The sequence below is a fragment of the Curtobacterium sp. BRB10 genome (assembly GCF_031844325.1).
Classification (GTDB): Bacteria; Actinomycetota; Actinomycetes; order Actinomycetales; family Microbacteriaceae; genus Curtobacterium; species Curtobacterium poinsettiae_A.
Genome location: NZ_JAUZVA010000006.1, coordinates 296,699 through 320,575 on the forward strand (window position 1 = coordinate 296,699; position 23,877 = coordinate 320,575).

General features: G+C 72.8%; 26 protein-coding genes. 13 read left to right on the forward strand and 13 right to left on the reverse strand.

Annotated elements, in window-relative coordinates:
- Window positions 1–10 precede the first annotated feature (10 nt).
- A complete protein-coding gene (locus Q9R26_RS14880; protein ID WP_311227698.1) occupies window positions 11–625 on the forward strand; it encodes a DapH/DapD/GlmU-related protein in 615 nt (204 codons plus the stop codon).
- Between the two features lie 201 nt (window positions 626–826).
- Here the strand turns inward: Q9R26_RS14880 and Q9R26_RS14885 are convergent, their stop codons facing one another.
- The 3 genes from Q9R26_RS14885 to Q9R26_RS14895 form a co-directional block, all read right to left on the reverse strand.
- Entirely contained in the window at window positions 827–1,774 is a 948-nt protein-coding gene (locus tag Q9R26_RS14885) for an isoprenylcysteine carboxylmethyltransferase family protein (protein ID WP_311227699.1), read from the reverse strand.
- 57 nt (window positions 1,775–1,831) lie between these two features.
- Window positions 1,832–1,966, reverse strand: coding sequence for a hypothetical protein (locus Q9R26_RS14890; RefSeq protein ID WP_259362844.1), 135 nt, complete (start codon window positions 1,964–1,966; stop codon window positions 1,832–1,834).
- A gap of 120 nt (window positions 1,967–2,086) precedes the next feature.
- Entirely contained in the window at window positions 2,087–2,986 is a 900-nt protein-coding gene (locus Q9R26_RS14895) for an SDR family oxidoreductase (protein ID WP_182066014.1), read from the reverse strand.
- 236 nt (window positions 2,987–3,222) lie between these two features.
- Here Q9R26_RS14895 and Q9R26_RS14900 point away from each other — a divergent pair, with 236 nt between their 5' ends.
- Together Q9R26_RS14900 and Q9R26_RS14905 are read left to right on the forward strand one after the other, a co-directional pair.
- Window positions 3,223–3,561, forward strand: coding sequence for a DUF3140 domain-containing protein (locus Q9R26_RS14900; RefSeq protein WP_262137970.1), 339 nt, complete (start codon window positions 3,223–3,225; stop codon window positions 3,559–3,561).
- A gap of 23 nt (window positions 3,562–3,584) precedes the next feature.
- On the forward strand, window positions 3,585–3,800 hold the full coding sequence (locus Q9R26_RS14905; RefSeq protein ID WP_139179681.1) for a hypothetical protein: 216 nt from the start codon (window positions 3,585–3,587) through the stop codon (window positions 3,798–3,800).
- Window positions 3,801–3,829: 29 nt separating this feature from the next.
- On the opposite strand, the gene Q9R26_RS14910 is transcribed toward Q9R26_RS14905, so the two are convergent.
- Window positions 3,830–4,675 carry a glycoside hydrolase family 16 protein gene (locus Q9R26_RS14910; RefSeq protein ID WP_311227700.1) on the reverse strand — a complete coding sequence of 282 codons (846 nt, stop codon included), beginning with the start codon at window positions 4,673–4,675 and terminating at the stop codon, window positions 3,830–3,832.
- Window positions 4,676–4,801: 126 nt separating this feature from the next.
- The gene (locus Q9R26_RS14915) at window positions 4,802–5,062 is read right to left on the reverse strand and encodes a hypothetical protein (protein WP_182066012.1); all 261 of its coding nucleotides are present in this window, start codon (window positions 5,060–5,062) and stop codon (window positions 4,802–4,804) included.
- Window positions 5,063–5,137: 75 nt separating this feature from the next.
- Here Q9R26_RS14915 and Q9R26_RS14920 point away from each other — a divergent pair, with 75 nt between their 5' ends.
- A complete protein-coding gene (locus Q9R26_RS14920) occupies window positions 5,138–6,100 on the forward strand; it encodes an SDR family NAD(P)-dependent oxidoreductase (RefSeq protein ID WP_311227701.1) in 963 nt (320 codons plus the stop codon).
- A gap of 127 nt (window positions 6,101–6,227) precedes the next feature.
- On the opposite strand, the gene Q9R26_RS14925 is transcribed toward Q9R26_RS14920, so the two are convergent.
- Window positions 6,228–7,454 (reverse strand): cobalamin-independent methionine synthase II family protein, encoded by a 1,227-nt coding sequence (locus Q9R26_RS14925; protein WP_311227702.1) that lies wholly within the window; start codon window positions 7,452–7,454, stop codon window positions 6,228–6,230.
- A gap of 151 nt (window positions 7,455–7,605) precedes the next feature.
- Between Q9R26_RS14925 and Q9R26_RS14930 the strand changes: the two genes are divergently transcribed.
- On the forward strand, window positions 7,606–8,436 hold the full coding sequence (locus tag Q9R26_RS14930; protein WP_311227703.1) for a DUF1684 domain-containing protein: 831 nt from the start codon (window positions 7,606–7,608) through the stop codon (window positions 8,434–8,436).
- A 50-nt stretch (window positions 8,437–8,486) separates the two neighbouring features.
- Window positions 8,487–9,509 (forward strand): transporter, encoded by a 1,023-nt coding sequence (locus Q9R26_RS14935; RefSeq protein ID WP_311227704.1) that lies wholly within the window; start codon window positions 8,487–8,489, stop codon window positions 9,507–9,509.
- Window positions 9,510–9,577: 68 nt separating this feature from the next.
- On the opposite strand, the gene Q9R26_RS14940 is transcribed toward Q9R26_RS14935, so the two are convergent.
- Window positions 9,578–10,138 carry a histidine phosphatase family protein gene (locus Q9R26_RS14940; protein ID WP_259577667.1) on the reverse strand — a complete coding sequence of 187 codons (561 nt, stop codon included), beginning with the start codon at window positions 10,136–10,138 and terminating at the stop codon, window positions 9,578–9,580.
- 196 nt (window positions 10,139–10,334) lie between these two features.
- Between Q9R26_RS14940 and Q9R26_RS14945 the strand changes: the two genes are divergently transcribed.
- The 3 genes from Q9R26_RS14945 to Q9R26_RS14955 are packed head-to-tail and all read left to right on the forward strand — an operon-like array spanning window position 10,335 to window position 14,121.
- Window positions 10,335–11,561 carry an LLM class flavin-dependent oxidoreductase gene (locus Q9R26_RS14945; protein WP_311227705.1) on the forward strand — a complete coding sequence of 409 codons (1,227 nt, stop codon included), beginning with the start codon at window positions 10,335–10,337 and terminating at the stop codon, window positions 11,559–11,561.
- Window positions 11,558–12,988, forward strand: a complete 1,431-nt coding sequence (locus tag Q9R26_RS14950; RefSeq protein ID WP_311227706.1) for an LLM class flavin-dependent oxidoreductase — start codon at window positions 11,558–11,560, stop codon at window positions 12,986–12,988. The genes Q9R26_RS14945 and Q9R26_RS14950 overlap by 4 nt, the downstream gene beginning before the upstream one ends.
- Window positions 12,985–14,121 (forward strand): LLM class flavin-dependent oxidoreductase, encoded by a 1,137-nt coding sequence (locus Q9R26_RS14955; protein WP_311227707.1) that lies wholly within the window; start codon window positions 12,985–12,987, stop codon window positions 14,119–14,121. Before Q9R26_RS14950 ends, Q9R26_RS14955 begins: the two co-directional genes overlap by 4 nt.
- Before the next feature lie 82 nt (window positions 14,122–14,203).
- Here Q9R26_RS14955 and Q9R26_RS14960 read toward each other — a convergent pair whose 3' ends face one another.
- The 4 genes from Q9R26_RS14960 to Q9R26_RS14975 all read right to left on the reverse strand — a co-directional run bounded on the left by Q9R26_RS14960 (window position 14,204) and on the right by Q9R26_RS14975 (window position 17,678).
- Entirely contained in the window at window positions 14,204–14,608 is a 405-nt protein-coding gene (locus Q9R26_RS14960; protein WP_311227708.1) for a VOC family protein, read from the reverse strand.
- 117 nt (window positions 14,609–14,725) lie between these two features.
- Window positions 14,726–15,742 (reverse strand): transporter substrate-binding domain-containing protein, encoded by a 1,017-nt coding sequence (locus Q9R26_RS14965; protein WP_311227709.1) that lies wholly within the window; start codon window positions 15,740–15,742, stop codon window positions 14,726–14,728.
- Window positions 15,743–15,789: 47 nt separating this feature from the next.
- Entirely contained in the window at window positions 15,790–16,563 is a 774-nt protein-coding gene (locus Q9R26_RS14970; protein ID WP_311227710.1) for an amino acid ABC transporter ATP-binding protein, read from the reverse strand.
- Window positions 16,563–17,678, reverse strand: coding sequence for an amino acid ABC transporter permease (locus tag Q9R26_RS14975; protein ID WP_311227711.1), 1,116 nt, complete (start codon window positions 17,676–17,678; stop codon window positions 16,563–16,565). The genes Q9R26_RS14970 and Q9R26_RS14975 overlap by 1 nt, the downstream gene beginning before the upstream one ends.
- Before the next feature lie 154 nt (window positions 17,679–17,832).
- Here Q9R26_RS14975 and Q9R26_RS14980 point away from each other — a divergent pair, with 154 nt between their 5' ends.
- The 4 genes from Q9R26_RS14980 (at window position 17,833) to Q9R26_RS14995 (ending at window position 22,175) form a co-directional block, all read left to right on the forward strand.
- Window positions 17,833–18,084 carry a DUF4287 domain-containing protein gene (locus tag Q9R26_RS14980; protein ID WP_311227712.1) on the forward strand — a complete coding sequence of 84 codons (252 nt, stop codon included), beginning with the start codon at window positions 17,833–17,835 and terminating at the stop codon, window positions 18,082–18,084.
- 95 nt (window positions 18,085–18,179) lie between these two features.
- On the forward strand, window positions 18,180–19,160 hold the full coding sequence (locus Q9R26_RS14985; RefSeq protein WP_259577675.1) for a hypothetical protein: 981 nt from the start codon (window positions 18,180–18,182) through the stop codon (window positions 19,158–19,160).
- Window positions 19,161–19,242: 82 nt separating this feature from the next.
- A complete protein-coding gene (locus tag Q9R26_RS14990) occupies window positions 19,243–20,628 on the forward strand; it encodes an alpha/beta hydrolase (RefSeq protein WP_311227713.1) in 1,386 nt (461 codons plus the stop codon).
- Window positions 20,625–22,175 (forward strand): GMC family oxidoreductase, encoded by a 1,551-nt coding sequence (locus Q9R26_RS14995; RefSeq protein WP_311227714.1) that lies wholly within the window; start codon window positions 20,625–20,627, stop codon window positions 22,173–22,175. The genes Q9R26_RS14990 and Q9R26_RS14995 overlap by 4 nt, the downstream gene beginning before the upstream one ends.
- A gap of 49 nt (window positions 22,176–22,224) precedes the next feature.
- On the opposite strand, the gene Q9R26_RS15000 is transcribed toward Q9R26_RS14995, so the two are convergent.
- The gene (locus Q9R26_RS15000) at window positions 22,225–22,791 is read right to left on the reverse strand and encodes a GIY-YIG nuclease family protein (protein ID WP_311227715.1); all 567 of its coding nucleotides are present in this window, start codon (window positions 22,789–22,791) and stop codon (window positions 22,225–22,227) included.
- A gap of 215 nt (window positions 22,792–23,006) precedes the next feature.
- Window positions 23,007–23,852, reverse strand: coding sequence for a siderophore-interacting protein (locus tag Q9R26_RS15005; protein WP_259577682.1), 846 nt, complete (start codon window positions 23,850–23,852; stop codon window positions 23,007–23,009).
- Window positions 23,853–23,877: the final 25 nt, after the last annotated feature.

Genomic DNA, 23,877 nt, shown 5'->3' on the forward strand with positions numbered 1-23,877 from the left:
TGGAGACCCCATGGCCGGCTCAGCAGCACCACCCGTCCCGACCGCGGCGGTCCCGCCGACGACCGATCCGTCGACGTTCGGCCGCCGGCTCGTCGAGGACGCCTCCCACGCCCGTGAGCACTTCGTCTTCACCGCACTGCTCGGATCCCCGCTGCTGCCCCGGATCGTCCGTCGGCTGCTGCTCCGTGCCGCCGGTGCACGCGCCGAGTCCGGTGTGGGCACCGGGTTCTCGCTGACGGGCGACCCGAAGCACCTCACCATCGGCCGGGGTGTCTTCTGCAACCGGAACGTCACCGTCGAGGCCGTCGCCCCCGTGACCATCGGAGCGAACACCGCGATCGGGATGCAGGTGCTCATCATGACGAGCCACCACGAGATCGACGCCGAGGGTCGATGGAGCGACGCCGCGACCGGCCGCCCGGTGGTCGTCGAGGAACACGTCTGGATCGGTGGTCGCGCCACGATCCTGCCCGGCGCCCACATCGAGCACGACGTCGTGGTCGCCGCCGGCGCCGTGGTCGTCGGCCGCCTGGCGGCGCACGGCGTGTACGCCGGCGTCCCCGCCAAGCGCATCCGCGAGCTCGCCCCGTCCGCGCGACCGCCGGTGGTGGACCCCGCCGCGTGACGGCCTGGAGGCGCGTGGCGGCGCCGCCACGCGCCTCCCGTCCGGCGCGGCCCAGCACCCGTGCGCCTGCCCCGTCCGCGGGGACGCGCACCCCGCCAGCATGATCACGACGCGGGCGACGGCGCCCGCGCAGGACGAGGCAGACCGTCATGTCCGTTCGGCATGCTGACCGATCGCCACGGGGTGTCGTGGGTCGTGAGATCAGCGGCGCGACGAGCTGAGCGGCACCGGACCCACGTGCGCCGGCACCGGCCACCGCGGCACCCAGCACCGGACCTGCTCGGCGTAGCGACGGAAGTCGTCGCCGAACCGTTCTTCCAGGTCGGACTCCTCGAGCGGGCGGACGATGCAGTTCCAGACCACCGAACCGGCGACCGCGTAGACGACGACCAGCCACGACGACAGCAGCAGGCCGACGGCGATGCCCTGGGTGATGCCGGCCAGTGCCATCGGGTTCCGCACCGACCGGTACGGCCCGGCGACCACCAGACGGTTCGCGGTGGCCGAGGGCAGCGGCGTGCCCTCGCCCTTCGTCGACATCGCCGCCGCCGACGCGATGCCGAGCGCGCTCGCCAGCAGGAGCACGACCACACCGACGACGGTGAGGGTGGTGACGAAGGGTGTCGGCAGCTGCGGGTGCAGGCCCCAGCGGTGCTCGGCGAACGCGATGACCAGGGGGAACACCCCGAGGAACAGGCCCCAGAAGACGACGATCTGCAGCACGGTCGCGATGACGTGCCGGGAACGCGGGGCACTGGCGTCAGCCGTTCGGATCCGCAGCGGACCGATCGTCACCCACTCCGACGGGATCCGTCCGAGCAGCACCAGGGCGAGGGCGAGGGCCGAGCCGATCGTGGCGGCCAGCATGACGAGCACGCCCCAGCCGGCCTCGCCGGTCATGGTGGCCCAGACGCTCAGGGCGACGAGCACCAGGGCGGTCCACACCGTCGTGACCACCGCGGCGGCCCGGACACCCGAGGCGGCGAGCGCCGACGCGACGACGAACAGCGGGACGTCGAACGCGGCGACGAGCACCGGGTCGAGCGAGCCGAGCGTCGTGGTGCGGATCCACGGCAGCGTCGCGACGGCGGTCCACCAGGTCGCTCCGCCGACGGCTTGCAGCGCAAAGTACCGCCGGCCCCAGGACATGGGTGCACGGTAGCAGTGCGCGGCGCCGGGGCCGTGCGTGCCGTCGCTGCGGGTGGGTCAGCCGGTGTGGTTGATCTGGCCGAGCCAGCGACCGAAGGACGGGGTGCGCTCGTCGTGCAGGCTGGGCAGGACGGGCTTCGGCAGGCAGGCGCGCTCGTCGGCGCCGGTGCTCTCGTGGAGGTCGAGGCTCATGATGGGTTCCTTCGTGGTCGGTGGTGAGTTCGACACCGGGTGGGGCCGTTCCATTCCCACCCGGTTCCGCGACGGGGTCTCCGCGGTGTGGTGCGGGACGTCCCGCACGCGGTGGCACGATCAGGGGGTGACCATGCCGCCGTTCACGTTGAGGGTCTCGCCCGCGACGTAGCTGGACTCCTGCGAGGCGAGGAACACGTAGGCCGGCGCGAGCTCGGCCGGCTGCGCCGCGCGGCCCATCGGCGACTCGCTGCTGCCGAACTCCGGCAGGGTCGACGGATCGACACCGCCGCTCGGCTGCAGGACGGTCCAGGTGGGCCCCGGTGCGACGACGTTCACGCGGACACCACGCTCGACGAGCAGCTGCGCCAGTCCCTTGGACAGGTTGTTGACCGCGCCCTTCGAAGCCGCGTAGTCGAGCCGGTCCGGTGCCGGCTGGTACGCCTCCATCGATGCGGTCGTGGTGATGGTCGATCCCGGTGCCAGGTGCGGCAGCGCGGCCTTCACGAGCCGGAACAACCCGAAGACGTTGACGTCGAAGGTCGCTTCGAACTGCTCGTCGGTGATGTCGAGCACGTCGGGCTGCCAGCGCTGCTTGCCGGCCACACTGACGAGCGCGTCGATGCCGCCGAGGCCGGCGACCGCCTGGTCGACGAGTTCGCGAGCGTACGCGCGGTCCCGCAGGTCCCCGGGGATCGCGACGGCCGTGCGGCCCGCCGCCCGGATCTGCTCGATCACGTGGTCCGCGTCGGACTGCTCCTCGGGCAGGTAGGCGAGCGCGACGTCGGCGCCCTCGCGAGCGAACGCGATGGCGACGGCGCCGCCGATGCCGGAGTCGGCCCCGGTGATCAGGGCCTTCCGACCGGCGAGCCGCCCCGTCCCGCGGTAGCTCGACTCACCCAGGTCGGGTACCGGGTCCATCCGTGACTGGAGGCCCGGCTCGTCCTGGGTCTGCGGCTGCGGCTCGACGTCGGGGTACCGGGTGCGGGGGTCGCCGTGTTCGTACTGGTCGGTGGGCATGGGGTCCTCCTGTGCGGATGCGGATGCGGATGCGGATGCGGATGCGGGTGCGGGTGCGGTCGTGGTCGGGGTGGTCGCGCAGCGTGCTGCGGGACCCTCGGACCGCCCCGCGGACCGCCCGCGGACGGGCCGCTGGACCGCCTGATCAGGAAACGCTCCCGGGCTGGACGACCGGGGGACGACATCCGTCCAGCGCATTGCGCTCCTGTCCAGGGCCGCCGCGTTTGCTCGTCCACATGAGCGAGCACGACGACGAGCAGACCCGGGCCGACTTCGACCACGCGGTGAACATGACCGCCACCGAACTGCGGAAGTGGCTCGACACCGACGAGTCGAAGTCCGTCGGGCAGAAGCCCTCGGGCGGCGGCGAGTCCACCGGGCACGAGAGCGGGCGGCACATCATCCGCATCCTCGAGAAGCACAAGGCCGACCGCACCGACGACGACCTGGCACACATGCGCAAGGTCGTCGGCTACGTCGCCCGGCACTCGGAACAGCGGCCCGCCGGCGACGTGCACGACACCCCGTGGCGGTACTCGCTCATGAACTGGGGGCACGACCCGGAGAAGCACTGACGGCATCGGGCAGAATGGACGGCGTGAACGAGACGGGCATGCCGCGCTTCCGACGGATCTGGTCGACCGTGCAGGTCGGTGTCCTCGCTATCGCCGTCGTGTTCTGCGTCGTGATGCTCGTGATCGGGCAGGGCAAGCTCGACCGGGTCTACGCGGTCGCCGCGGTGTTCTTCGGACTCGCCCTGGTCGGGCACAGCACCTACCTGTGGCTCGTCGCCCGGGCGAACCGCCGCCCCTGACCCGGCGGCAACGGTCCGGGAGCGCCCGGCTACGCGTTCTGGTGGACCCGGAGCCAGTCGACGGTCATCTGCTGCGGGAACCCTGTCGAGGCATCCGGCGACCCCGGCCAGTTCCCGCCGACCGCGACGTTGAGGATCACGAAGAACGGCTTGTCGAACACCCACGGGGCCGTGCCGACGTCGGCCCGGGTGACCGTCCGGTACGCGAAGCCGTCGACCGTCCAGGTGATCGAGCCGGGGCGCCAGTCGACCCCGTACACGTGGAAGTCGTCGGCGAACGCCGCTCCGGTCGGGTGCTGGTACGCCGCCGAGATGCCCTGGGCACCGGAGTACCCCGGCCCGTGGACCGTGCCGTGCACGATCCCCGGCTCGTAGCCGACGTTCTCCATGACGTCGATCTCCCCGCAAGCGGGCCACCCGACCTGCCCGATGTCCGCGCCGAGCATCCAGAACGCCGGCCAGATGCCCTGGCCGCGGGGGATCCTGATCCGTGCCTCGATCCGGCCGTACTGTGCCGTGTAGGTGCTCTCGGACTTCAGCCGGGCCGACGAGTACGAGCCGTCGGCCTCACGGCGTGCGGTGATCACGAGGTTGCCAGCACCGTCGAGCGCCGCGTTCCGCCGCGAGTCCGTGTACGTCTGCAGCTCGGCGTTGCCCCAGCCGCCCGCACCCAGGTCGTACCGCCAGATCCCCGGGTTCGGCGCGCTGCCGGCCGGGCCGTCGAACTCGTCGGCGGCGAGCAGCACCGGCCCCGTCGCGGCAGTCGCAGCCTCGGCGGCCGTGGCGTCGCCGATCGTCGTCGTGCCGAGGGCGGTGGCGGCGGCCCCCGCGAGACCGAGCGCCATGAAGCGCCGTCGATCGATGTGCTGGTCCAAGTCGTGCTCCCTGCAGCGCGATGGTGGTGTGGTCGTCGGATCATGCCGCATCCGTGCGTGTCCCACCAGGGTCCGACCGCCGTTCGTCCGCCTGGCGCACGGGCAGTGCGGGAGTTGCCGCGCTCGTCAGCCGAAGCGCATCGCCAGCGGCACGAGGAGTCCCGCAACCCAGACGAGCACCATCACGAGTGCCCCGACCGCGATGAACCGACGGCGCCGTCGCAGCTTCGGGCTCCGCTCCTCGCCCCACATCTGCGCACGCACCAGCACCCGGTTCGCCTGCTCGACGACCTTCCGGACCTCGGGATCGTCGAGCTCGAGGGCGCCGGAGCGGGCGTGCTCGGCGATGACCGCGGCTTCGTCGACGGTCAGGTCGTCCTTGCGCATGCTCCATCTTCGCACCGCGGGCAGGGGTACGGCGCGGCTGTGCGGGATCGGACCGACGGCGCGTACCAAGGACACATGGGACATCGGTACCGCGGGAAGATCGTCGTCATCACCGGAGCATCGAGCGGCATCGGGAGGGCCGCCGCACACGAGTTCGCCCGGCAGGGCGCGACGCTCGTGCTCGCCGCACGCGGGCACGACTCGCTCGAGGCCGCAGCCGCCGAGTGCCGGAAGCTCGGCGCCGAAGCGATCGCGATCCCCACGGACGTCGCCGACGAGCACCAGGTCAAGGACCTCATCGGCACCGTGACGACCCGTTTCGGCCGCATCGACGTCTTCGTCGGCAACGCGGCGCTGTTCGTCTACGGCCTGTTCGAGCAGACCCCGACCGAGGCGTTCAAGCGCGTCGTCGACACGAACCTGTACGGGCACCTCAACGCCATCACGCACCTGCTGCCGCACTGGAAGCAGCGCGGCGAGGGCACCTACGTGCTCGTCGGCTCGATCCAGTCACTGCTGTCGGCGCCGTACCAGTCGGCGTACGTGACGAGCAAGCACGCTGCGCTCGGCCTGGTCGACGTGCTCGGTGACGAGTTCGCGGGCACCGGCATCCGGTTCACCGCACTGCTGCCGTCCACCATCGACACCCCGATCTACCAGAACGGTGCCAACTACACCGGCAAGACCTCGCACCCGCTGCCGCCCACCGTCTCGGTCGAGCGAGCCGGCCGTGCGGTCGTGCAGGCCGCCACGCACCCCAAGCGCTACCGGTTCGTCGGCCGCATCCAGGCCTCGCTCGTGCCGCTGCAGTACGTGTTCCCGGGCCTGTTCCACAAGATCACGAAGCCGATGGTGGAGACGTTCGCGCTCCGTGGCAAGGGCACCCCGACCGACGGCAACCTCTACGCCCCCGCCGACGCCGCGAACGCGACGAACGGCGGCTGGGTAGCGAAGCGACGGCGCGTCACGCGCCCCCTCGTCTGGCTCGGCGTCGCGGCTGCGGGCGCGGCGGTCGTGCTCGGTCGCTCGCGTCGGTAGACGGGATCCGGGCGTACCTTCCCGAACCGGGCGTACCTTCCCGAACCGGGCGTACCTGCCGTGTTGTTCACGGCAGGTACGCCCGATCCCGCCAGGTATCGCAGCCGTTCTGGGAAGGAACGGGCGGCTAGAAGAGCTTCGCGCTCGCGCGCCGGGCACCCTCACCGAGGGATTCCAGCTTCGCCGCGGCGATCTGCGGGTGCACGCGGCCGCCGAGGCCGCAGTCGGTACCAGCGATGACGCGCTCACGCCCGACCACCGAGGCGAACCGCTCGATGCGCTGCGCGACGAGGTCGGGGTGCTCGACGACGTTCGTGGCGTGGCCGACGACACCGGGGACGATGACCTTGCCCTCGGGCAGGGTGACGTCCTGCCAGACGGTCCACTCGTGCTCGTGGCGGGCGTTGGCGGCTTCGAACGAGTACGCGCCCGCGTCGATCTCGAGCATCAGGTCGACGATGTGGCGGAGCTCGATGTCGGTGGTGTGCGGGCCGTGCCAGGAACCCCAGCACAGGTGGAAGCGCACGCGGCTGGTGTCCAGGCCCCGCAGCGCGTGGTTGAGCGCCTCGACACGGATGCGGGTGAAGGCGCGGTAGTCCTCGATGCTCGGCTCGGGGTTGATCTGGTCCCAGTTCTCGGCGATCGAGGGGTCGTCGATCTGCAGCACGAGGCCTGCGTCGAGGATCGTCCTGTACTCCTCGCGCAGGGCATCCGCCCACGCCCAGATGTGCTCTTCCTCGGTCGCGTAGTACTCGTTCGCGATGCGGGCGGCGGAACCGGGGGAGAGCGCCGTGATGAAGCCGTTGTCGGCCCCGGCAGCGTCGACCGCGTGCTTGAGGTTCGCGGCGTCGGTGGCCGCGGCCTCGTGGCCGGTGTAGGTGATCGGGCCGGTCGTGGTCGGGAACGCGGTGGCGTTCTTGCCGGTGCCGATGCCCGACTCGGGGTCGGTGTAGGCGTCGTGGAAGATCGTCCAGTCGCGGCGGTCCGGGAAGCTCGTGAGCCGGATGTTCCCCGGGGTGGAGCGGACCGGCTGCTGCGAGAAGATGTTCTCGTCGGTCAGGCTCAGGCCGCTGACGCGCTGGAACGAGTAGCCCCACCAGGCGCCGTAGTCGACGCTGTTCGACATCGCCTTGCCGAACTCGCCGTCGCCGGGCTGCGTGATGCCGAGCGCGGTCTGCCGTGCGACGACGTCGTCGACGGCTGCGCTCGTCAGGGCGCGGACCTCGTCGGTGGTCTCGAGCGTGAAGCCGTCGGCGGCGACGGGCCGAGCGGCGTTCGCAGCGATGAGCTCGGGGGTGCGCGGGAGCGATCCGGCCGTGGTGGCCTGGATGCGGTCGGTGTTCTCGAAGGGCATGCGCTGCCTTCCTCTCGATGGGTGCGGACTGTCGGGAGTCGGGGGCCGCGCGCGAGGCTTCGCGGTGCGCTGCAGTGCCACTCTGCCACGAGGGAACGGGCCCGTTACGTTCCGCGTCGCGGCACCCGGCGACCCGTCGTACGGTCGACCCATGAGCACGACGACCACGACGAGCGCCACCACCCCGGCAGCACCGACCTTCGCCGAAGCGTGGACCAGGTGGCACGACGACCAGGAGCAGGCCCGCGCCAGCGAGCACGGCTTCCTCGCGATCACGAGCATCCGCTGGCTCACCGCCACGCCGGAACGGTTCGACGACGCCCCGGGCAGCTGGTCGACGGACGAGGACGGCCCGGAGGTCGCACTGGCCGACGGCGAGACGATCGAGGTCGACGGACAGGCGGTCACCGGGAGGTACCGGTTCGGCCCGCTGCCGGAGCGCTCGAGCACCGACGTGGTGTGGCACGACGGCGACGAGACCGTGGTGATCGAGGTCGCCCGGCGCGGCGGCAGCGACCTGCTGCGCCCGCGGCACCCGTCGAACCCGACCCGCGTCGGCTACCACGGCACCCCGGCGTACGCCCCCGCTGAGCACTTCGTCGTTGACGCACACTTCGAGCCGTTCGACACCCCGCGCGAGGTCACGGTCGGCAGCGTCGTCGACGGCCTGCTGCACGTGTACGAGGCCCCCGGCGTCCTGACGTTCGACCTCGACGGGCCGCGGTCGCTCCTGGCGTTCAACGGGCACGCCGGCGGCCTGCACGTGCTGTTCACCGACCGCACGAGCGGGGTCACGACGTCCGCGGCGAACCGGAGCCTCGACATCGCCGCACCGGATGCCGAGGGTGCCACCCGCATCGACTTCAACCGGGCGACGAACCTGCCGTGCGCGTACACCCCGCACGCGACCTGCCCGCTGCCGCCCGCCGAGAACCGGCTCGACGTGGCGATCGAGGCGGGCGAGCAACTCCCCGCGGCCTGACCGCCGGCGCGCACCGCCGCCGCCGACTCGTCCACGACAATGGGGGAGCCATGCAACGCACCACCTCCCGCATCCCGCTCAACACCCTCGCCGTCCCGTTCGGCCTCGCCGGCTTCGCCGAGACGTGGTCGTACGCCGCCCCCGTGCTGCACCTGCCCACCGTCGTGCCGCAGGTGTTCTGGGCCATCGCCGCCGTCGCGTGGGTGTGGCTGCTCGGTGCGCACGCCGTCCGTGGCGCACGTGTCCGGGAGCGGCTGGTCGACCAGCTCCGGCACCCGTCGCAGGGGCCGATCGCCGCGCTCGTGCCCGCGACCGCGATGCTGCTCGGGGTCGACCTGGCGCGGTTCGTCCCCGTCGCGGGTCAGGTCGTCGTGCTCGCCGCCGTGGCCACCGCGGCCGGGTTCGCCGCCTGGCTGCTGAGCACCTGGTTCGAGGGCCGGCTCGCCCTGGAGTCCGTGCACGGCGGCTACCTGCTGCCGACGGTCGCCGCGGCCCTGGTCGCCTCGGTCGCCACGCACGAGGTCGGCGTCGGCTGGCTGTCCTGGCCGGCCCTCGGCGTCGGCGTGTTCTTCTGGGGCGTCATGACCGGCCTGCTGCTCATCCGGCTGGCGTTCCGGCCGGCGCTGCCGGGGCCGCTCGTGCCGACGATGGCGATCCTGGTCGCGCCGCCGGCGGTCGCCACCCTGTCGGTGTTCGCGCTCACGGACGGAGCGGTCACCCTGCCGGTGCAGGCCATCGCTGGGCTCGGGGTCCTGATGGTCCTCGTGCAGCTGGCCCTGCTGCCGCGGTACGTCCGCCTGGCGTTCTCACTCGGGTTCTGGTCGTTCGTGTTCCCGGCGGCCGCGGTCGCCACCGCCGCAGTGGAGTGGTTCCGGGCACTCGCGCTGCCGTCCGCCTGGATCCCCACCACCGCGTTGCTCGCGCTGCTGAGCGTGCTCGTCGCGGTCGTCGGTGCCCGCTCGATCGGCCTCGCCGTGCACCACCTGCTCGGGCAGGCCGAACGGACCCTGCACGACGCCGACGACGAGGACGCCGCCCCCGGCCCCGTGACGGGCGCGACGCGCGCGGTCTGACGATCGGGCGGTCGGGCGGCGCAGGCGTCGGACGGGAGGCCCGTGTCGGCCCCGCCCCACGCCTCCCGTCAGGTCGCGGGGACGCGTCGCCAGCCGCTGGTCGCCCGCCAGGCGGGCGCATCGAAGCGGAAGACGCTGCCCATGCCGGGCTGGTCGAGGGCGCGCGTGATCGGGACGCCGCGCAGGTGGGCCAGGAGCAGCGCGCCGACCGCACCGTGCGACACGATCGTGACGTCGCCGGTGGCGCAGTGCCGACGGACGGCCGCGACGATGCGCTCCTGGGCGTCGACGGCCCGCTCCCAGCCGCGGACCGACTGCTCGGGTGCGGTGAAGAACGCGTCGACGACGGCCTCGAACTCGGACGGCGGCAGGTAGCCGGTCGCGCTCCGGTCGATCTCGCCCAGCAGGGGGTCGCGCTCGACCGACAGCCCGACGGCGCTGGCGAGCAGGTCGGCGGTCTCGACGGCCTTGCGCTCGGTGCTCGAGACGATCCGCCGGGAGCCCGCTGTCCACGCGAGCCGGTGGGCAGCGGCGGCCCGGACGCGGCCCTCGGGTGACAGCCCCCACGACTCGATCGGGACCGCGGGGTCGACCACCACTTCAGCGTGGGTCAGGAACGACGAGACCATCCGGCGATCCTCGCACGGTGCGAGGTTCGCAGCGGTGCCGCCCGGTGCGAGGTCGACCTCTCGGTGCCGCCCTGTTGCGCCGCACCGAGTTGACAACCTCGCACCGAGCGACGCGACGCGCGTCACACGGCGACACCGTCGGTCACGTTCCGCAACACCGCTTCGCCGCCCGGCCCGACCGTCCTAGCGTCGCCCCATGACCGTGCCCGACCGCATCACCCTCGTCACCGCGCTCCAGGGCGCCGGCTGGCACCCCGCCGCCTGGCGCGCCGCCGGCCCGGCAGCGCAGCGCCTCACGAGCCTCCGGCACTGGCGGGACGTCGTCGTCGAGCAGGACCGGCTCGGCATCGACGCCGTCACCCTCGAGGACTCCTTCACCGCCGGCCCCACCGACCCCGACGACGACCTCGACACGACCACCGTCGTCGGCCGTCTCGACGCCCTCCTCGTCGCGAACGCGGTCGCGCCCGCGACCCGAGCGATCGGTCTGGTGCCGACCGTCTCGGTGACGCACACCGAACCGTTCCACGTCGCCACGGGCCTCCAGACCCTCGACCACGTCTCGTCGGGGCGGGCCGGGTGGCGGATCCAGGTGAGTCCGACGACCCGCGAGGCCGCGCTGTTCGGCCGCCGTCCCGGCGGCGACGACGCAGCCACGCTGTTCGACGAGGCCCGCGAGGCCGCCGAGGTCGTCTCCCGCCTCTGGGACAGCTGGGACGACGACGCGATCATCCGCGACGTCACGACCGGCCGCTTCATCGACCGCGACCGCATCCACGACGCGGCGTTCTCCGGTTCGTTCGTCTCGGTGCACGGCGCGTCGATCGTGCCGCGGTCGCCGCAGGGGCGGCCGCCGGTCTTCGCGCTGGCGCACCGCGCCGACGCGGCCGCGTTCGCCGTGGACGCCGCGGACGTCGTGCTGGTCACCCCCGGCTTCGACGGCCTGGAGGATCGGGGCGCGCTGGCACTCGTCCGTGGCGCCGAGCAGGCGGCCGGCGCCGACCTCCGTCGTCCGGTCCTCGCGGACCTCGCGGTGCTCATCGGGTCGTCGCCAGCAGCCGCCGCCGACGAGCTCGCGGCGCTCGACGCGGCCGCGGGCGCTCCGTACGCCGTCGGCTCCGCGTCGGACACGTCCGTCCTCGCCACGACGGTGCCGGACCTGGTGACACGGATCGTGGACCTGCGGGCCCTCGGGTACGCCGGCGTCCGGCTCCGTCCGCTGCGCATCCCGGTCGACAGCACCGCCATCGCGCGCCAGCTCGTCCCGGCGCTCGTCACCGCGGGGCTCCGCGCCGACGTGGCGTCCCGTCCCACCGCCGACCTGCGCACGCGGCTCGGCATCGCGCCGGCGGTCAGCCGGTACGCGCGTCCTGCCGTCACCGGTGCCGGTGTCGGTTCCGTCTCCTCGGAGGTCTCAGCATGAGCGCCAAGCGTCAGGTCCACCTCGCCGCCCACTTCCCGGGCGTCAACAACACCACCGTCTGGAGCGACGACCGCGCCGAGAGCCAGATCGCGTTCTCGTCGTTCAAGCACTTCGCCCGGAACGCCGAGCGCGGGTTCTTCGACTTCCTGTTCCTCGCCGAGGGGCTGCGGTTGCGCGAGCAGAAGGGACGCATCCACGAGCTCGACGTCGTCGGGCGTCCGAACACGCTCGCGATCCTGGCGGCGCTGGCCGGCGTCACCGACCACATCGGGCTCGTCGGCACGCTGCAGACGACCTTCAACGAGCCCGTCGAGCTCGCGAAGCAGCTCGCCACGCTCGACCACCTGACCGACGGCCGCGCCGGCTGGAACGTCGTGACGAGCTCGGACGCGTTCCACGGCGCGAACTTCCGCCGTGGCGGGTTCCTCGACCACGCCGACCGGTACACGCGGGCCGCCGAGTTCGTGGAGCTGTCCCGCGAGCTCTGGGACTCGTGGGAGTCGGACGCGATCGTGGCGAACCGGTCGGGCGCCGCCGGGTCGGATGCCGCCGGGTCGGGTGCCGCTTGGTCGGGTGCCGCCGGGCCGCTGGCCGCCGGCGTCTTCGCCGACCGCTCCCGCATCCACGACGTCGACCACCACGGCCCGCAGTTCGACGTGTCCGGAACGTTCCCGGTGCCGCGCAGTCCCCAGCGGCACCCGGTGGTCGTGCAGGCCGGTGACTCCGACGAGGGCCGGGACCTCGCCGCCGGGCACGCCGAGGTGATCTTCTCCCTGCACACCGAGTTCGACGACGCACGGAGCTTCTACGGCGACGTCACCGAGCGCCTGGAGCGGGTCGGACGGTCGAAGGACGAGCTGCTGATCCTGCCCGGCGCGACCTTCGTGCTCGGCGACACGGCGGACGAGGCCGAGGAACGTTCCCGGGCGATCCGGCACGCCCAGGTCAGCCCGGCGACCGCGATCGCGTTCCTCGAACAGGTGTGGAACCGTGACCTGTCGTCGTACGACGTCGACGGGCCGTTGCCCTCGGTCGAGCCGGACCTCGAGGGCGCCGACATCACCCGTGGCCGCGTCCGCCACACCCGCGACGTGCCCGCACTGGTGCAGTCGTGGCGCGACCTCGCCGCGGCCGAACACCTGTCGATCCGTGACCTGGTCATCCGGGTCTCGACCCGCGGCGGCTTCGTCGGCACGCCTGCACACATCGCCGCCGAGATCGACCGGTACGTGCAGGAGCGCGCCACCGACGGGTTCGTCGTCGTGCCGCACACCAACCCGTACGGGCTCGACGAGTTCGTCGATCGGGTCGTCCCGCTGCTGCAGGAGCGCGGGGTCCACCGGCAGTCGTACGACGAGGGCGCGACGCTCCGGCAGACGCTGGGCCTGCCGGGCCGGGTCCTGGACCGGCAGCGAGTCCTCGCATGAGCCGCGTCCCGCTCTCCGTCCTCGACCTCGTGCCGGTGAGCAGCGGGTCGACCCCCGCTGCAGCCCTGGCGAACACGGTCGACCTGGCTGTCGCCGCGGAACGTGCCGGGTACGCCCGCTACTGGCTCGCCGAGCACCACCTCAACCCCGGTGTCGCCGGCAGCGCACCGACGATCGTCATCGGGGCCGTCGCCGCCGCCACCTCGACCATCCGGGTCGGCAGCGCCGCGACCCTGGTCGGCAACACCCGCGGGCTGCAGGTCGCCGAGACCTTCGGCACGCTCGCCGCGCTGTACGGGCCGCGCATCGACCTCGGGCTCGGCCGCTCAGGAGCACCAGCACCCGGCACCCCGAAACCGCCGTCGCTCGCGCCGAGGACCGACCAGGTCGTCGACGGTCTGCTCGTCCCCGCGCCGTTCGAGTTCCGCATCGCGCCGGGGAGCAGGTTCGCCCTGCAGGGGGAGCTGCTCGGCCGGGTGCCGGGCGACGTCGAGCGGTTCGTGGACGATCTCGACCTGATCCGGGGCCTGTTCGCCGGCACCTGGTCGCGGGACGGTGCGGTGATCGAGGCCCCACCGGCCGCGGGCGCCGCCGTCGAGCTGTGGGTCCACGGGTCCACCGGCGGTGAGAGTGCCCGGATCGCCGGCGCGCTCGGACTGCCGTACGGGGCGAACTACCACACGTCCCCGGGCACGGTCCTGGCGTCGGTGCAGGCCTACCGCGATGCGTTCCGCCCCGGGGTGCTCCGGGCACCGCACGTCATCGTCTCGGCGGACGTCGTCGTCGGGCGCACGGAGGCCGAGGCCGCGGAGCTGTCGCTCGGGTACGCCCAGTGGGTGCACTCGATCCGGTCCGGCGTCGGGGCGATCGAGTACCCGACCCCGTCCTCGGCACGTGCCGCACCGCTCGCTGCGCCAGAGGCGTCGTCGGTCGCCGATCGGCTCGCGACGCGGTTCGTCGGCGACGCTGCGGCCGTCGCGGACCGCCTCGGGGTCCTGCAGCGGGCGACCGGCGCAGACGAGCTGCTGGTGACGACGATCACGCACGACCACGACGCCCGGGTGCGTTCGTACGAGCTGCTCGCCGCGGAGTGGGCGGCGCGCACCGACCTGCGGGAGCCGGCGGCGGTCTGACGCGGCCCGCTTCGGACGGGAGGCGCGGTGCCAGCCGGCACCGCGCCTCGCGTCACGTGGTCTGCGCGCTGCGAGCGCCGGTTCAGGCCGACGCGTCGGTGTCCGAGCGCATCCAGAACGGCGAGTAGTGGTAGCCGTCCGGGTCGTCGAACTGGCGCTGGTACATGAACGGGTACTCGTCGGTGTCGCCGATCCGCCCGCCCGCTGCGCGGGCGCGTTCGACGAGTTCGTCCACGGCCGCACGGCTCGGGAGATCGAACGACACCGTCACCTTCGACGGGGTGTCCGGTCCACCGATGAGGTCCTCGGTGCCGCCGACGCTCGCGTACGCGGTGCGGGAGCTGAGCATGAGGTACTGCTCCGGCGCGATCGCGACGCAGGAGTTGTCCGGGCCGGACATCGCCGCGTTCCGGGTCCACCCCAGTGCGGCGTAGAAGGCGGTCGCGCGCTCGACGTCCTCGACGGGGCAGCTGATGAAGAGGCTCATGCCGCCGATGGTGCTCCGTGTGGCTCGTCAGGTCAACACCCTCGTGGCCGACCTGCGCACGCCTGCGCCCCCGGCTGCCGTCGGACAGCGGGGGCGCAGGCAGCGGGGCGCGCCGGATCAGCTGTTGTCGAGCGGCAGACCCTCGGGGTTCACCTCGGACGTCTCCACGGCCTCGTTCGACAGGTTGTAGGCCGCGAGCCACTTCGCGTAGATGCCGTCCTCGATGAGCTCGTTGATCGCCGCCGCGACGGGCTTCGCGATCCCGCTGCCCTGCTTCGTCGTCGCGGCGATGAGCCCCTGCAGTGACGAGCCGGCGCCGGAGTACGTGCCCGCGGTCTTCGTCGGCGTCGCGGTGCCCTTGCTCTGCGTGTTCTGGTAGGCGATCGTCGGGTTCGGGCCGAAGTAGGCGTCGATCTTGCCCGAGTCGAGCGCGAGCTTGATCGCGTTGCCGTCCGGGTAGTACTTGATCGTGAAGTCCTCGCCCTTCGCCCGGAGTTCCCTCTGCCACTCGAGCAGGATGTTCTCCTGGTTCGTGCCGGAGCTCACGGACAGGGTCTTCCCCGCGAGCACGGACGGGTCGCCGTCGAAGCGCAGCGAGCTCGACGCCGGCACCTGGAACGCCAGGTTGTCCTGCCGGTACGAGGCGAAGTCGTACTTCTCCTTGCGCTCCTCGGTCACCGTGACGTTCGAGAAGCCGGCGTCGTACTTGCCGCTGTCGATGCCGACGAACAGGTTGTCCCACGTGGCGTTCTGCACGTCCGCGCGGAGTCCGAGCTTCGCGGCGACGAGCCGTCCGAGGTCGGGCTCCGAGCCGGTGATCGTCTTCTGGTCGTCACCGGTGAAGGCGAGCGGCGGGAACCCGGCGGGCAGGGCGCCCACGCCGATCGTCAATCTGCCGGACTTCCGGACCGCGGCGGGGAGCGCGTCGTGCAGCTTCGTGTCCTCGGTGACCTCGAGGGTCGTCTCCTCGGCCGCCCCGTTCGAGGCGGCGCCGATGGTGACGGATCCGTCGGGTGCGCCGCTCGTGTCGGCGGAAGCGCCCGCGGAGCACCCGGCGAGGGCGACGACGACGCCGGCTGCGAGGACGAGGAAACCGGCGCGGTTGCGCCAGCGGGACGGGGTGGTCCTGGACATGGTTCTCCTTGGGGTGCGTGTGGGGATCAGGGATCAGGGTTCAGGGGTCAGCGGACGCGGGACAGGAAGTCGCGCGTGCGGCTGTGCAGCGGGTGGTCCAGCACCTGGGCCGGGGGCCCCTGCTCGACGACCCGCCCGTGGTCGAGGAACACGACGTGGTCGGCGACCTCGCGGGCGAAGGCGATCTCGTGGGTGACGATCACGAGCGTCGTGCCGGACTCGGCGAGGGAGCGGATGACCCCGAGCACCTCGCCGACGAGTTCCGGGTCGAGCGCCGAGGTCGGCTCGTCGAGCAGGACCACCGACGGCTCGAGCGCCAGGGCCCGGGCGATCGCGACACGCTGCTGCTGCCCGCCGGACAGTTGCCGGGGGCGGGCGGAGCCGCGGTCGCCGAGTCCGACCCGATCGAGCAGGGTCCGTGCCCGCGCTCGGGCCGTGGCGACGGGGACCCCGGCGGCGATCGGCCCCTCGGCGACGTTCTCGAGCGCGGTGAGGTGCGGGAACAGGTTGAAGTGCTGGAACACGAACCCGATCCGGGCACGCTGCCGCAGGATGTGCCGCTCGGGCAGCTCCTTCCAGCGGGGGACCCCGTCGCGGCCGGTGCGCAGGCGGACGCCGATGGGCTCGTCGCCGACGGTGACGACCCCGCGGTCGAGCGGTTCGAGGTGGTTGATCGCCCTGAGCAGCGTGGACTTGCCGGAACCGGAAGGGCCGAGGACGACGGTCACGCTGCCGGACGGCAGGGACAGGTCGATGCCGTCGATGACGACGCTGTCCCCGAACGCCTTGACGGCCCCGTGGATCGCGATGGCGGCGCCCATCAGATGCTCCTGTCGTCGATGGTGGAGGCAGGCCCGGACGCGACCGCGCGCTCGGCGGCGGCTGCCTGCGTGCGGCGACCCGCGCCTCCAGGCCGTCCCGGACCACGTCCGGTGCCGCCGCCTCGCAGCACCTTCCGCACCCGCTGCCACGGTGTCGGCGGCAGCGCACGGACCGACCCGCGGGCCGTCCATCGCTCCACGTGGTACTGCACGATCGAGACCGCGCTGGTGAGCACGAGGTACCAGATGGTGGCGACGACGAGCAGCGGGATGATGTCGCCCGGGTACGTACTCGACAGGTTCTGCACCACGCCGAACAGGTCGAGCAACGACACGTAGAACAGCAGCGACGAGGCCTTCAGCAGTCCGACGACCTGGTTCACGAACGCCGGCACGATCGACCGCAGGGCCTGCGGCATGATCACCCGCACGAACTGCCGGCGACGGGGGAGCCCGAGTGCCTGCGCGGCCTCGTGCTGGCCGTGGTCGACGGCGAGCACCCCGGCGCGAACGATCTCCGACGCGTAGGCGATCTCACTGAGGCTCAACCCGATGACCCCGATCGCCAGGTCCCCGAGCAGGTTCGCGGTCGGCACCTCGAACTGCGGCCCGAAGGGGATCCCGATGCCGATGGTCGGGTACAGCGACCCGAGGTTGTACAGGAAGACGAGCACCAGGATGAGCGGCACCGACCGGAACAACCACACGTACCCCCACGCGAGCCCGGACAGCACCGGGTTCCGCGACAGCCGTGCGATCGCGACGACCACGCCGCCGGCGAAGCTGATCACAGCGCTCAGCGCGGTGGCGGTGAGCGTCAGCTGCAGGCCGGCCAGGACCGCCGGGCTGAACAGCCACTTGCCGACGGCCGGCCAGCCCCACTGCTCGTTCGTGAACAGCGTCTCGCCGAAGTTCAGCAGCACGACGAGCACGAGGGCAGCGGCGATCCACCGCAGCGGGTGCCGCAACGGTACGACGGAACGGTCGAGTGCGGCGTGTCCGGCCGCGTCGATGGTCGCGGTGCCCGGCCTGGAGGCGCGGCTCGCCCCGGCCGTCCGGCCCGCGTCGTCGACGCTGGTCGCCTCCCACTGCGGGGCCCTGGTGGTGTCGGTCATGTCGCGACCGTAGGAGGGCCGGGCGCCGCCGACAACGCCTCGCGCAACACCCCGCCACGCGACGAAACACCCGGCCATGCGGCGCAACGCGGCGTCACAGAACGGTGTCCTCGGTGACGTTCCGTGACGGCCGACGGAGCGCTACCGTTGCGCCATGGCAGCGCATCGTGTGACCGCCCCGGCACCCCCGGCGGACGGGACCAAGGTGAAGGGTCCGGCGTCGTACTTCCCGAGCATCGAGACGACGTACGGGCGCCCGGTGCAGGAGTGGCTCGACCTGGTCGCCGACCGGCTCGAGGACCACCAGCACATGGAGGTCGTCGGGTGGCTCAAGGCCGAGCACGGCCTCGGGCACGGGCACGCGAACGCCCTGGTCGCCTACGTGAAGCAGGCGCTCGCCTCCTGAGCGGACGCGGCGCTCGCCTGTGGTTCGGCGGGCGTCGGTCGCGCTGCTGGCCGCATGGTGCGGCGGGTGTCGGTGGTCGTTCCTAGCGTGGGGGCGTGGCTGAACCCGTCGATGCGTGGTGGCGCCGCCGACAGTGGTCGCGCGGCGAAGCGGTGCCGTACGCCGTCGGACAGTTCCGCGCCGACTGGGCGCCGTACCCGGTGCTCATCCGGCAGTACCACCCCGACTGGAACCACGGCGTCGTCCTGACCCAGGTCCCCCCGGCGGCCGAGGTCCTGCTCACCTGGGAGTGCGACGTCGGGCACGTCTTCGTGGCGACCCCGTCCGAACAGCGGTCCCGCCCGGGCCGTGAGCGCCGCCGCTCCGTCTGGTGCCCCGAGTGCGCGGTGCAGGCCCAGCCGCAGCGGTGGCCGGTGCTGCCGTCGGACTGGCCGCAGGCCGTGCCGGTGCCGCAGCGGGTCGTCCGGAGTGCGGGACGACAGACCCTGCCGGCGGCTCCGGTGCGCGGGGTCCCGGCGGGAGCCGTCGCGTCGAGCCGTTCCCGGTCCCGTCGGCCCGTCGCCGGGTCGGCCGGTGGGGCGCCACGGCGGAGCGCTCAGTCCGTTCCCCGCACGATCTGTCCGAAGACCCCTCGGCTGCCGTCGGGTGAATCGTTCACGAGCGTCTGCGCCCCGGCGACGGCCTCGGCGGTCGAAGCCGAACTCCGGGGCATGCTGTCCGAGCGGTTCGCGTTCACGTACGACCACTCCGCGATCCGACTCGACCGCCCGTTCTTCGACCACGTCGAGGCCTGGCCGGACATCATCCTGCCCGAACTCCGCGTCGCCATCGAGTACGACTCCACGGGTCGGCACGGGCTCGAGCACGTCGGTCCACGGCAGGAGACCGACCGGAGGAAGGACCGAGCCGTCCGTGCCGTGGGGTGGGAAGTCGTCCGCATCCGCACCGGTCGGCTGCCGGCACTCGGCCCGCACGACCTGCAGGTCTCGGGTGTCTCGGGCCGGACCGTCGACCGGCTGGCGGACACCCTGCGCGAGCTCCGGGGCGCGTTGTTCGTCGACGCGTACGCCCGGTGACGCCGTCGATCGGGGGACACGCACGACCCGCCGGGGTACAGCCCGGCTGGGAGCGATCGCGCACGACGGGTAGGTATACATGGTGACCACCGTCTTCTGTCTCCACGCCCTCGGCGCGAGTTCCGAGGAGTTCGCGCTGCTCCGCGCCGAACTCCTCGGCGACCTCGACCTCATCGGCATCGACCTGCCCGGCTTCGGCCGGAGCCCGGCGTCGTCCGGCACCACCGTCGAGGAGATGGCCGTCCTGGTGGAGCGCGCGATCGGCGCGAGCGGCTCGACGGAGTGGATGCTCCTCGGGCACTCGATGGGCGGCAAGGTCGCCACGGCGGTGGCCGACCGCACGATCACCGGCGCGAACGGCCTGTTCGGGCTGCGAGCCGTGGTGCTCCTCGCCGCGTCCCCGCTCGCTCCCGAGCCGATGGACGACGACCGCCGCCGGACGATGCTGTCGTGGGCTGCCGGTGGCCCGATCGGCGTCCAGGACGCCGAGGAGTTCGTCGGCGCCAACACCGCGGGACCCCTGGCGCCCGCGCGCCACATCGCGGCGGTGCAGGACGTCGAGCGGACCGACCCCGCGGCCTGGACGGACTGGCTGTCCCGCGGCAGCCGCGAGGACTGGTCGGACGCCGCGCCGAACCCGGTGCCGGCCCTGGTGCTCGCCGGTGCCGAGGACGGCGACCTCGATGCCGACGCCCAGCGCCGCCTGACGCTGCCGCACTGGCCGAACAGCGAGCTCCACGTCGTCGATGGCGCCGCCCACCTGCTGCCCTGGGAACAGCCGGAGGCGGTGGCCGAGCGCATCCGCGACTTCTGGCAGCGCCGGGTCACGGGGTCGCCGGTCGTCCCCGTGGAGCACGCCCGCGTGATCGCCTCGCCGCGGGTCAGTGCCCGCACCCGATGCCTGCTCGCCCAGCGGGCACTGCCCGACGACCCGGCTGCCGCACCCCACGCCTTCACGCCGACGCAGCTGGACACCCTCCGTGCGGTCGCGCGGATCGTCGTCCCGCAGCCCGGCCCCGACCAGGTCGACCTGGCGCTTCGGGTCGACGCGCAGCTGGCCGCCGGGCTCGGCGACGGCTGGCGGCCGGACGGCCTGCCGGTGGACGCCGAGGCCTACCGCGCCGCGCTCGACGTCCTCGCCGCACCCGCCCGCGACGGCGTGCTCGACCAGGCCCTCGAGTCCGTGGCGGCCGGGCGGTACCGCGCCGACGGTGCCCTCGACGCCGAGCAGCTGCGCGCCTGGTTCGAGGACGCCAGCGTCGACCTCGTGAAGCACTGGCTCGCACACCCCGCCACCATGGCCGCCATCGACTTCGACGGCTACGCCAACGGAGGTGACGGCGTCCGCAAGCAGGGCTTCCAGCTCCTCGCTGCCGACGAGCGCGAGGCCTGGGAGCCCGAGGCACCCGACGGCCCCCGTCCCACCGCCACGATCGACCCCGCACCGACGACCGGAGCAGCACGATGAGACTCGACGGACAACGCACGTACGGCACGGACGACGTCGTCGACGTGGTGGTGGTCGGCACCGGGGCCGGGGGAGCACCGCTCCTCGCATCGCTGGCGCGCCGTGGCCTGACGGTCGTCGCGCTCGAAGCCGGCCGCAACACCGAGCCGGGCGACCACGTGCCGGACGAGGTCGCCGCCCCCGGGGACATCAACTGGATGGACGAGCGGCTGAGCGGCGGTGGAGCCCCCACGGCCTTCGGCCCGAACAACAGCGGCACGGGCGTCGGCGGGTCGACGCTGCACTGGGGCGCGTTCACCCCGCGGCCGAGCGAGCACGACCTGCGACTGCGGACCGAGAGCGGCGCGGGGCAGGACTGGCCGATCAGCCACGCCGAACTCACCGGCTGGATCGAGCAGGTCGAGCACGACGTCGGCGTCGCCGGCCCCGAGTACTACCCGTGGGACCCGTCCCGCCGCTACCGGATGCGCCCGCCGGCCCGGAACGCCTCGTCGGACATGATGATGCGCGGCACCGCGGCGGCCGGGATCACCGCGACGGACGCCCCGGTCGGCCTGACCACCGAGGACCGGCACCAGGAGCACCACGGGCTGCGCCAGGCATGCGTGTCCTGCGGGTCCTGCCACCAGGGCTGCCGGAACGGCGCGAAGGTGTCGATGGACACGACCTACCTGCCCGCCGCGGTGGCGTTCGGTGCCGAGATCCGTCCGGAGTCCTTCGTGCACGGCATCGAGCTCGACGCGGCGGGACGCGTCGAGGCGGTCCTGTACACCGCCGACGGGCGCGAGCACCGCCAGCGCTGCCGGACCCTCGTCCTCGCCGCGGGCGGTGTCGAGACGCCGCGGCTGCTGCTGCACACCGGTGTCGCGAACGGCAGCGGGCAGGTCGGCCGGAACTTCACCGCGCACGGAGCCACCCAGGTGTGGGCGCGGTTCGACGAGTCGATGCGCTCCTACCGCGGGTACCCGTCATCGATCATCACCGAGGACTTCGTCCGACCGGCGGACGCCGACTTCGCCGGCGGCTACCTCATCCAGAGCCTGGGCGTGCAGCCGCAGACCTTCGCGACCTCCCTGGTCCGGGGCGGCGGACTCCGCGGTGCCGAGCTCGTCCGGGCGCTGCAGGACTACCCGTTCTCGGCCGGCGTCGGCATCAACGCCGAGTGCCTGCCGTACGACGACAACCGCCTCGAGCTGACCGACGAACTCGACGAGCACGGTGTCCCGCGTGCTCGGGTCTCGTTCACCCCGGGTTCGAACGAGGAGGCGATCCGCCGGCACGCGGTGCGCACGATGACGACCATCGTCGAGGCTGCCGGCGGCCAGGACGTCCGGGTGCTCGAACGCACGGCGCACACCATCGGCACCGCGCGGATGGGCACGGACCGCGAGACCTCCGTCGTCGACCAGGACGGCCGCTCGTGGGAGGTCCCGAACCTGTGGATCGCCGACAACTCGGTGTTCCCGAGCGCGGTCATCGCGAACCCGGCGCTGACGATCATGGCGCTCTCGCTCCGCACCGCCGACCGCATCCTGCAGGCCGCCTGAGCAGGCACTCCGACCAGCTGGGCACGGGATCCGACCGCCCGGTCGCGGCTCAGCCCCGCAGCGCGAGCGCCTCGCTCGTCCACCGGGCGTGCAGGTCCCACGGATCGTCGACCCCGGCAGCGACGGTGTCCACGTGGGCCAGGAGTTCCGGCGTCGCCCGGAACCACTCGGTACCCGGGTAGCGGCTGGCGGCGAAGGTGGCGTGCCGTCGGCGTTCGAGGGTCCGGTCACCGCGCTCGAACGCCAGCAGGTCCTGGTGCGGGATCGCCGCGAGCCGCTGCCGGGGGTTCATCGTCGTACCGATCTTGATGCGGTCACCGAAGTCGTCGCGCATCCGCAGGTAGTAGACGACGTCGACCCGAGGGGGAGCGAGGTCGCCGTCCGGCACCTCCCCCCAGCGCCACTCGCACCGGGCGCACACCACGCCCGAGGGGTACCGCACCCCGATCCGAGACCCGCACGCCGGGCACGGACCGGGCAGCGCGTCCTCGATGCCGGCGTGTTCGGCCGCGAGGTCGGCGACGAACGCGACGTGCGCACCGCACAGGGGGATGCCCGCGAGACCATCCGCGAGCACGCCTGCGCAACCCGGCACGCAGCACGAGGAGGAGACCATGCCCCGAACGCTAGCCCGACCCACCGACGTGCCCCGGGCCTCCCGGCCGCTGCGCGCGCGGGGCGTACCGGGCGTACCTGGCGCACCTGGTCGAATCGGGCGTACCTGGTCGAATCGGGCGTACCCGGTCTGTTCTTCCGACCAGGGACGCCCGTTCTCACCAGCCATCGCGCGCGTTCTGGAAAGGACCGGCCAGGCAGGCAGGCAGGCCGCCGTCAGTCGGTGAAGATCACCCCGACGGGCTCGCGCTTCTCCTCCTGGAACTCGTCCTCGCCGCGACCGAGCGCCCAGTACGCCGACAACGACATCTCGCGCTTCTCCAGCCCCCAGTCGTCCTGCAGCAGCCGACGGATCGCCTTCATCGCGGTCCGCTCGCCGTGCGCGAAGACCTGGACCGGCCGGGAGGCACGCGGCAGCCCGCGGGCCGTCTCCAGCAGGAGCGTGCCCGGCTGGGCGCCGGTGGCGTCCCGGTGCAGCCACCGCAGGTCGACCCCGGCCGGGTGCCGGAGGTCCTGCTCGTCGGCGGGCCCGGCCACCTCGACCAGGGCGACCCCAGTGGCGGAGTCGGGCATCGACTCGAGTGCTGCGCCGATCGCGGGCAGGGCGCTGTCGTCACCGAGCAGCACGTGCGTGACCGCCGGGTCGGTGGTCGGCGCGTAGCCACCACCGGGCCCGGACAGGGCGAGCCGGTCGCCCGGCTGTGCGGACGCTGCCCAGGGACCGGCGAGGCCGTCGTCGCCGTGCACGACGAAGTCGATCGCGATGGTCCGTGTGGTGTGGTCGACCGCGCGCACCGTGTACGTGCGGCGGGCGGGGCGGTCGTGCTTCGGCAGGGTCTCGCGCAGGGCCTCGAGGTCGTACGGCGGCACGAGTCCGAGCGACGGCTTCGCGAGCAGGAGCTTGACGTACTTGTCGGTCGCGCCGAGCCGGTCGGGGTCGGCCTGGGCGACGAAGTCCTCGAAGGCCGAGCCGCCCAGGTGCACGCGCACCATGTGGGGCGAGAGCCGTTCGGTGCGGTCGACGACGAAGACGTGCTGGGGGCGTTTGGGTTTCGAGCTCATCGTGGGGGAGCTTCCTCTCGCGGGT

Bases quoted from the DNA above. Each gene is read 5' to 3' on its own strand.
- Q9R26_RS14880 (WP_311227698.1), top strand. From the start codon at position 11: ATGGCCGGCTCAGCAGCACCACCCGTCCCGACCGCGGCGGTCCCGCCG.
- Q9R26_RS14885 (WP_311227699.1), bottom strand. From the start codon at position 1,774: ATGTCCTGGGGCCGGCGGTACTTTGCGCTGCAAGCCGTCGGCGGAGCG.
- Q9R26_RS14890 (WP_259362844.1), bottom strand. From the start codon at position 1,966: ATGAGCCTCGACCTCCACGAGAGCACCGGCGCCGACGAGCGCGCCTGC.
- Q9R26_RS14895 (WP_182066014.1), bottom strand. From the start codon at position 2,986: ATGCCCACCGACCAGTACGAACACGGCGACCCCCGCACCCGGTACCCC.
- Q9R26_RS14900 (WP_262137970.1), top strand. From the start codon at position 3,223: ATGAGCGAGCACGACGACGAGCAGACCCGGGCCGACTTCGACCACGCG.
- Q9R26_RS14915 (WP_182066012.1), bottom strand. From the start codon at position 5,062: ATGCGCAAGGACGACCTGACCGTCGACGAAGCCGCGGTCATCGCCGAG.
- Q9R26_RS14920 (WP_311227701.1), top strand. From the start codon at position 5,138: ATGGGACATCGGTACCGCGGGAAGATCGTCGTCATCACCGGAGCATCG.
- Q9R26_RS14925 (WP_311227702.1), bottom strand. From the start codon at position 7,454: ATGCCCTTCGAGAACACCGACCGCATCCAGGCCACCACGGCCGGATCG.
- Q9R26_RS14930 (WP_311227703.1), top strand. From the start codon at position 7,606: ATGAGCACGACGACCACGACGAGCGCCACCACCCCGGCAGCACCGACC.
- Q9R26_RS14935 (WP_311227704.1), top strand. From the start codon at position 8,487: ATGCAACGCACCACCTCCCGCATCCCGCTCAACACCCTCGCCGTCCCG.
- Q9R26_RS14940 (WP_259577667.1), bottom strand. From the start codon at position 10,138: ATGGTCTCGTCGTTCCTGACCCACGCTGAAGTGGTGGTCGACCCCGCG.
- Q9R26_RS14945 (WP_311227705.1), top strand. From the start codon at position 10,335: ATGACCGTGCCCGACCGCATCACCCTCGTCACCGCGCTCCAGGGCGCC.
- Q9R26_RS14950 (WP_311227706.1), top strand. From the start codon at position 11,558: ATGAGCGCCAAGCGTCAGGTCCACCTCGCCGCCCACTTCCCGGGCGTC.
- Q9R26_RS14955 (WP_311227707.1), top strand. From the start codon at position 12,985: ATGAGCCGCGTCCCGCTCTCCGTCCTCGACCTCGTGCCGGTGAGCAGC.
- Q9R26_RS14960 (WP_311227708.1), bottom strand. From the start codon at position 14,608: ATGAGCCTCTTCATCAGCTGCCCCGTCGAGGACGTCGAGCGCGCGACC.
- Q9R26_RS14965 (WP_311227709.1), bottom strand. From the start codon at position 15,742: ATGTCCAGGACCACCCCGTCCCGCTGGCGCAACCGCGCCGGTTTCCTC.
- Q9R26_RS14970 (WP_311227710.1), bottom strand. From the start codon at position 16,563: ATGGGCGCCGCCATCGCGATCCACGGGGCCGTCAAGGCGTTCGGGGAC.
- Q9R26_RS14975 (WP_311227711.1), bottom strand. From the start codon at position 17,678: ATGACCGACACCACCAGGGCCCCGCAGTGGGAGGCGACCAGCGTCGAC.
- Q9R26_RS14980 (WP_311227712.1), top strand. From the start codon at position 17,833: ATGGCAGCGCATCGTGTGACCGCCCCGGCACCCCCGGCGGACGGGACC.
- Q9R26_RS14995 (WP_311227714.1), top strand. From the start codon at position 20,625: ATGAGACTCGACGGACAACGCACGTACGGCACGGACGACGTCGTCGAC.
- Q9R26_RS15000 (WP_311227715.1), bottom strand. From the start codon at position 22,791: ATGGTCTCCTCCTCGTGCTGCGTGCCGGGTTGCGCAGGCGTGCTCGCG.
- Q9R26_RS15005 (WP_259577682.1), bottom strand. From the start codon at position 23,852: ATGAGCTCGAAACCCAAACGCCCCCAGCACGTCTTCGTCGTCGACCGC.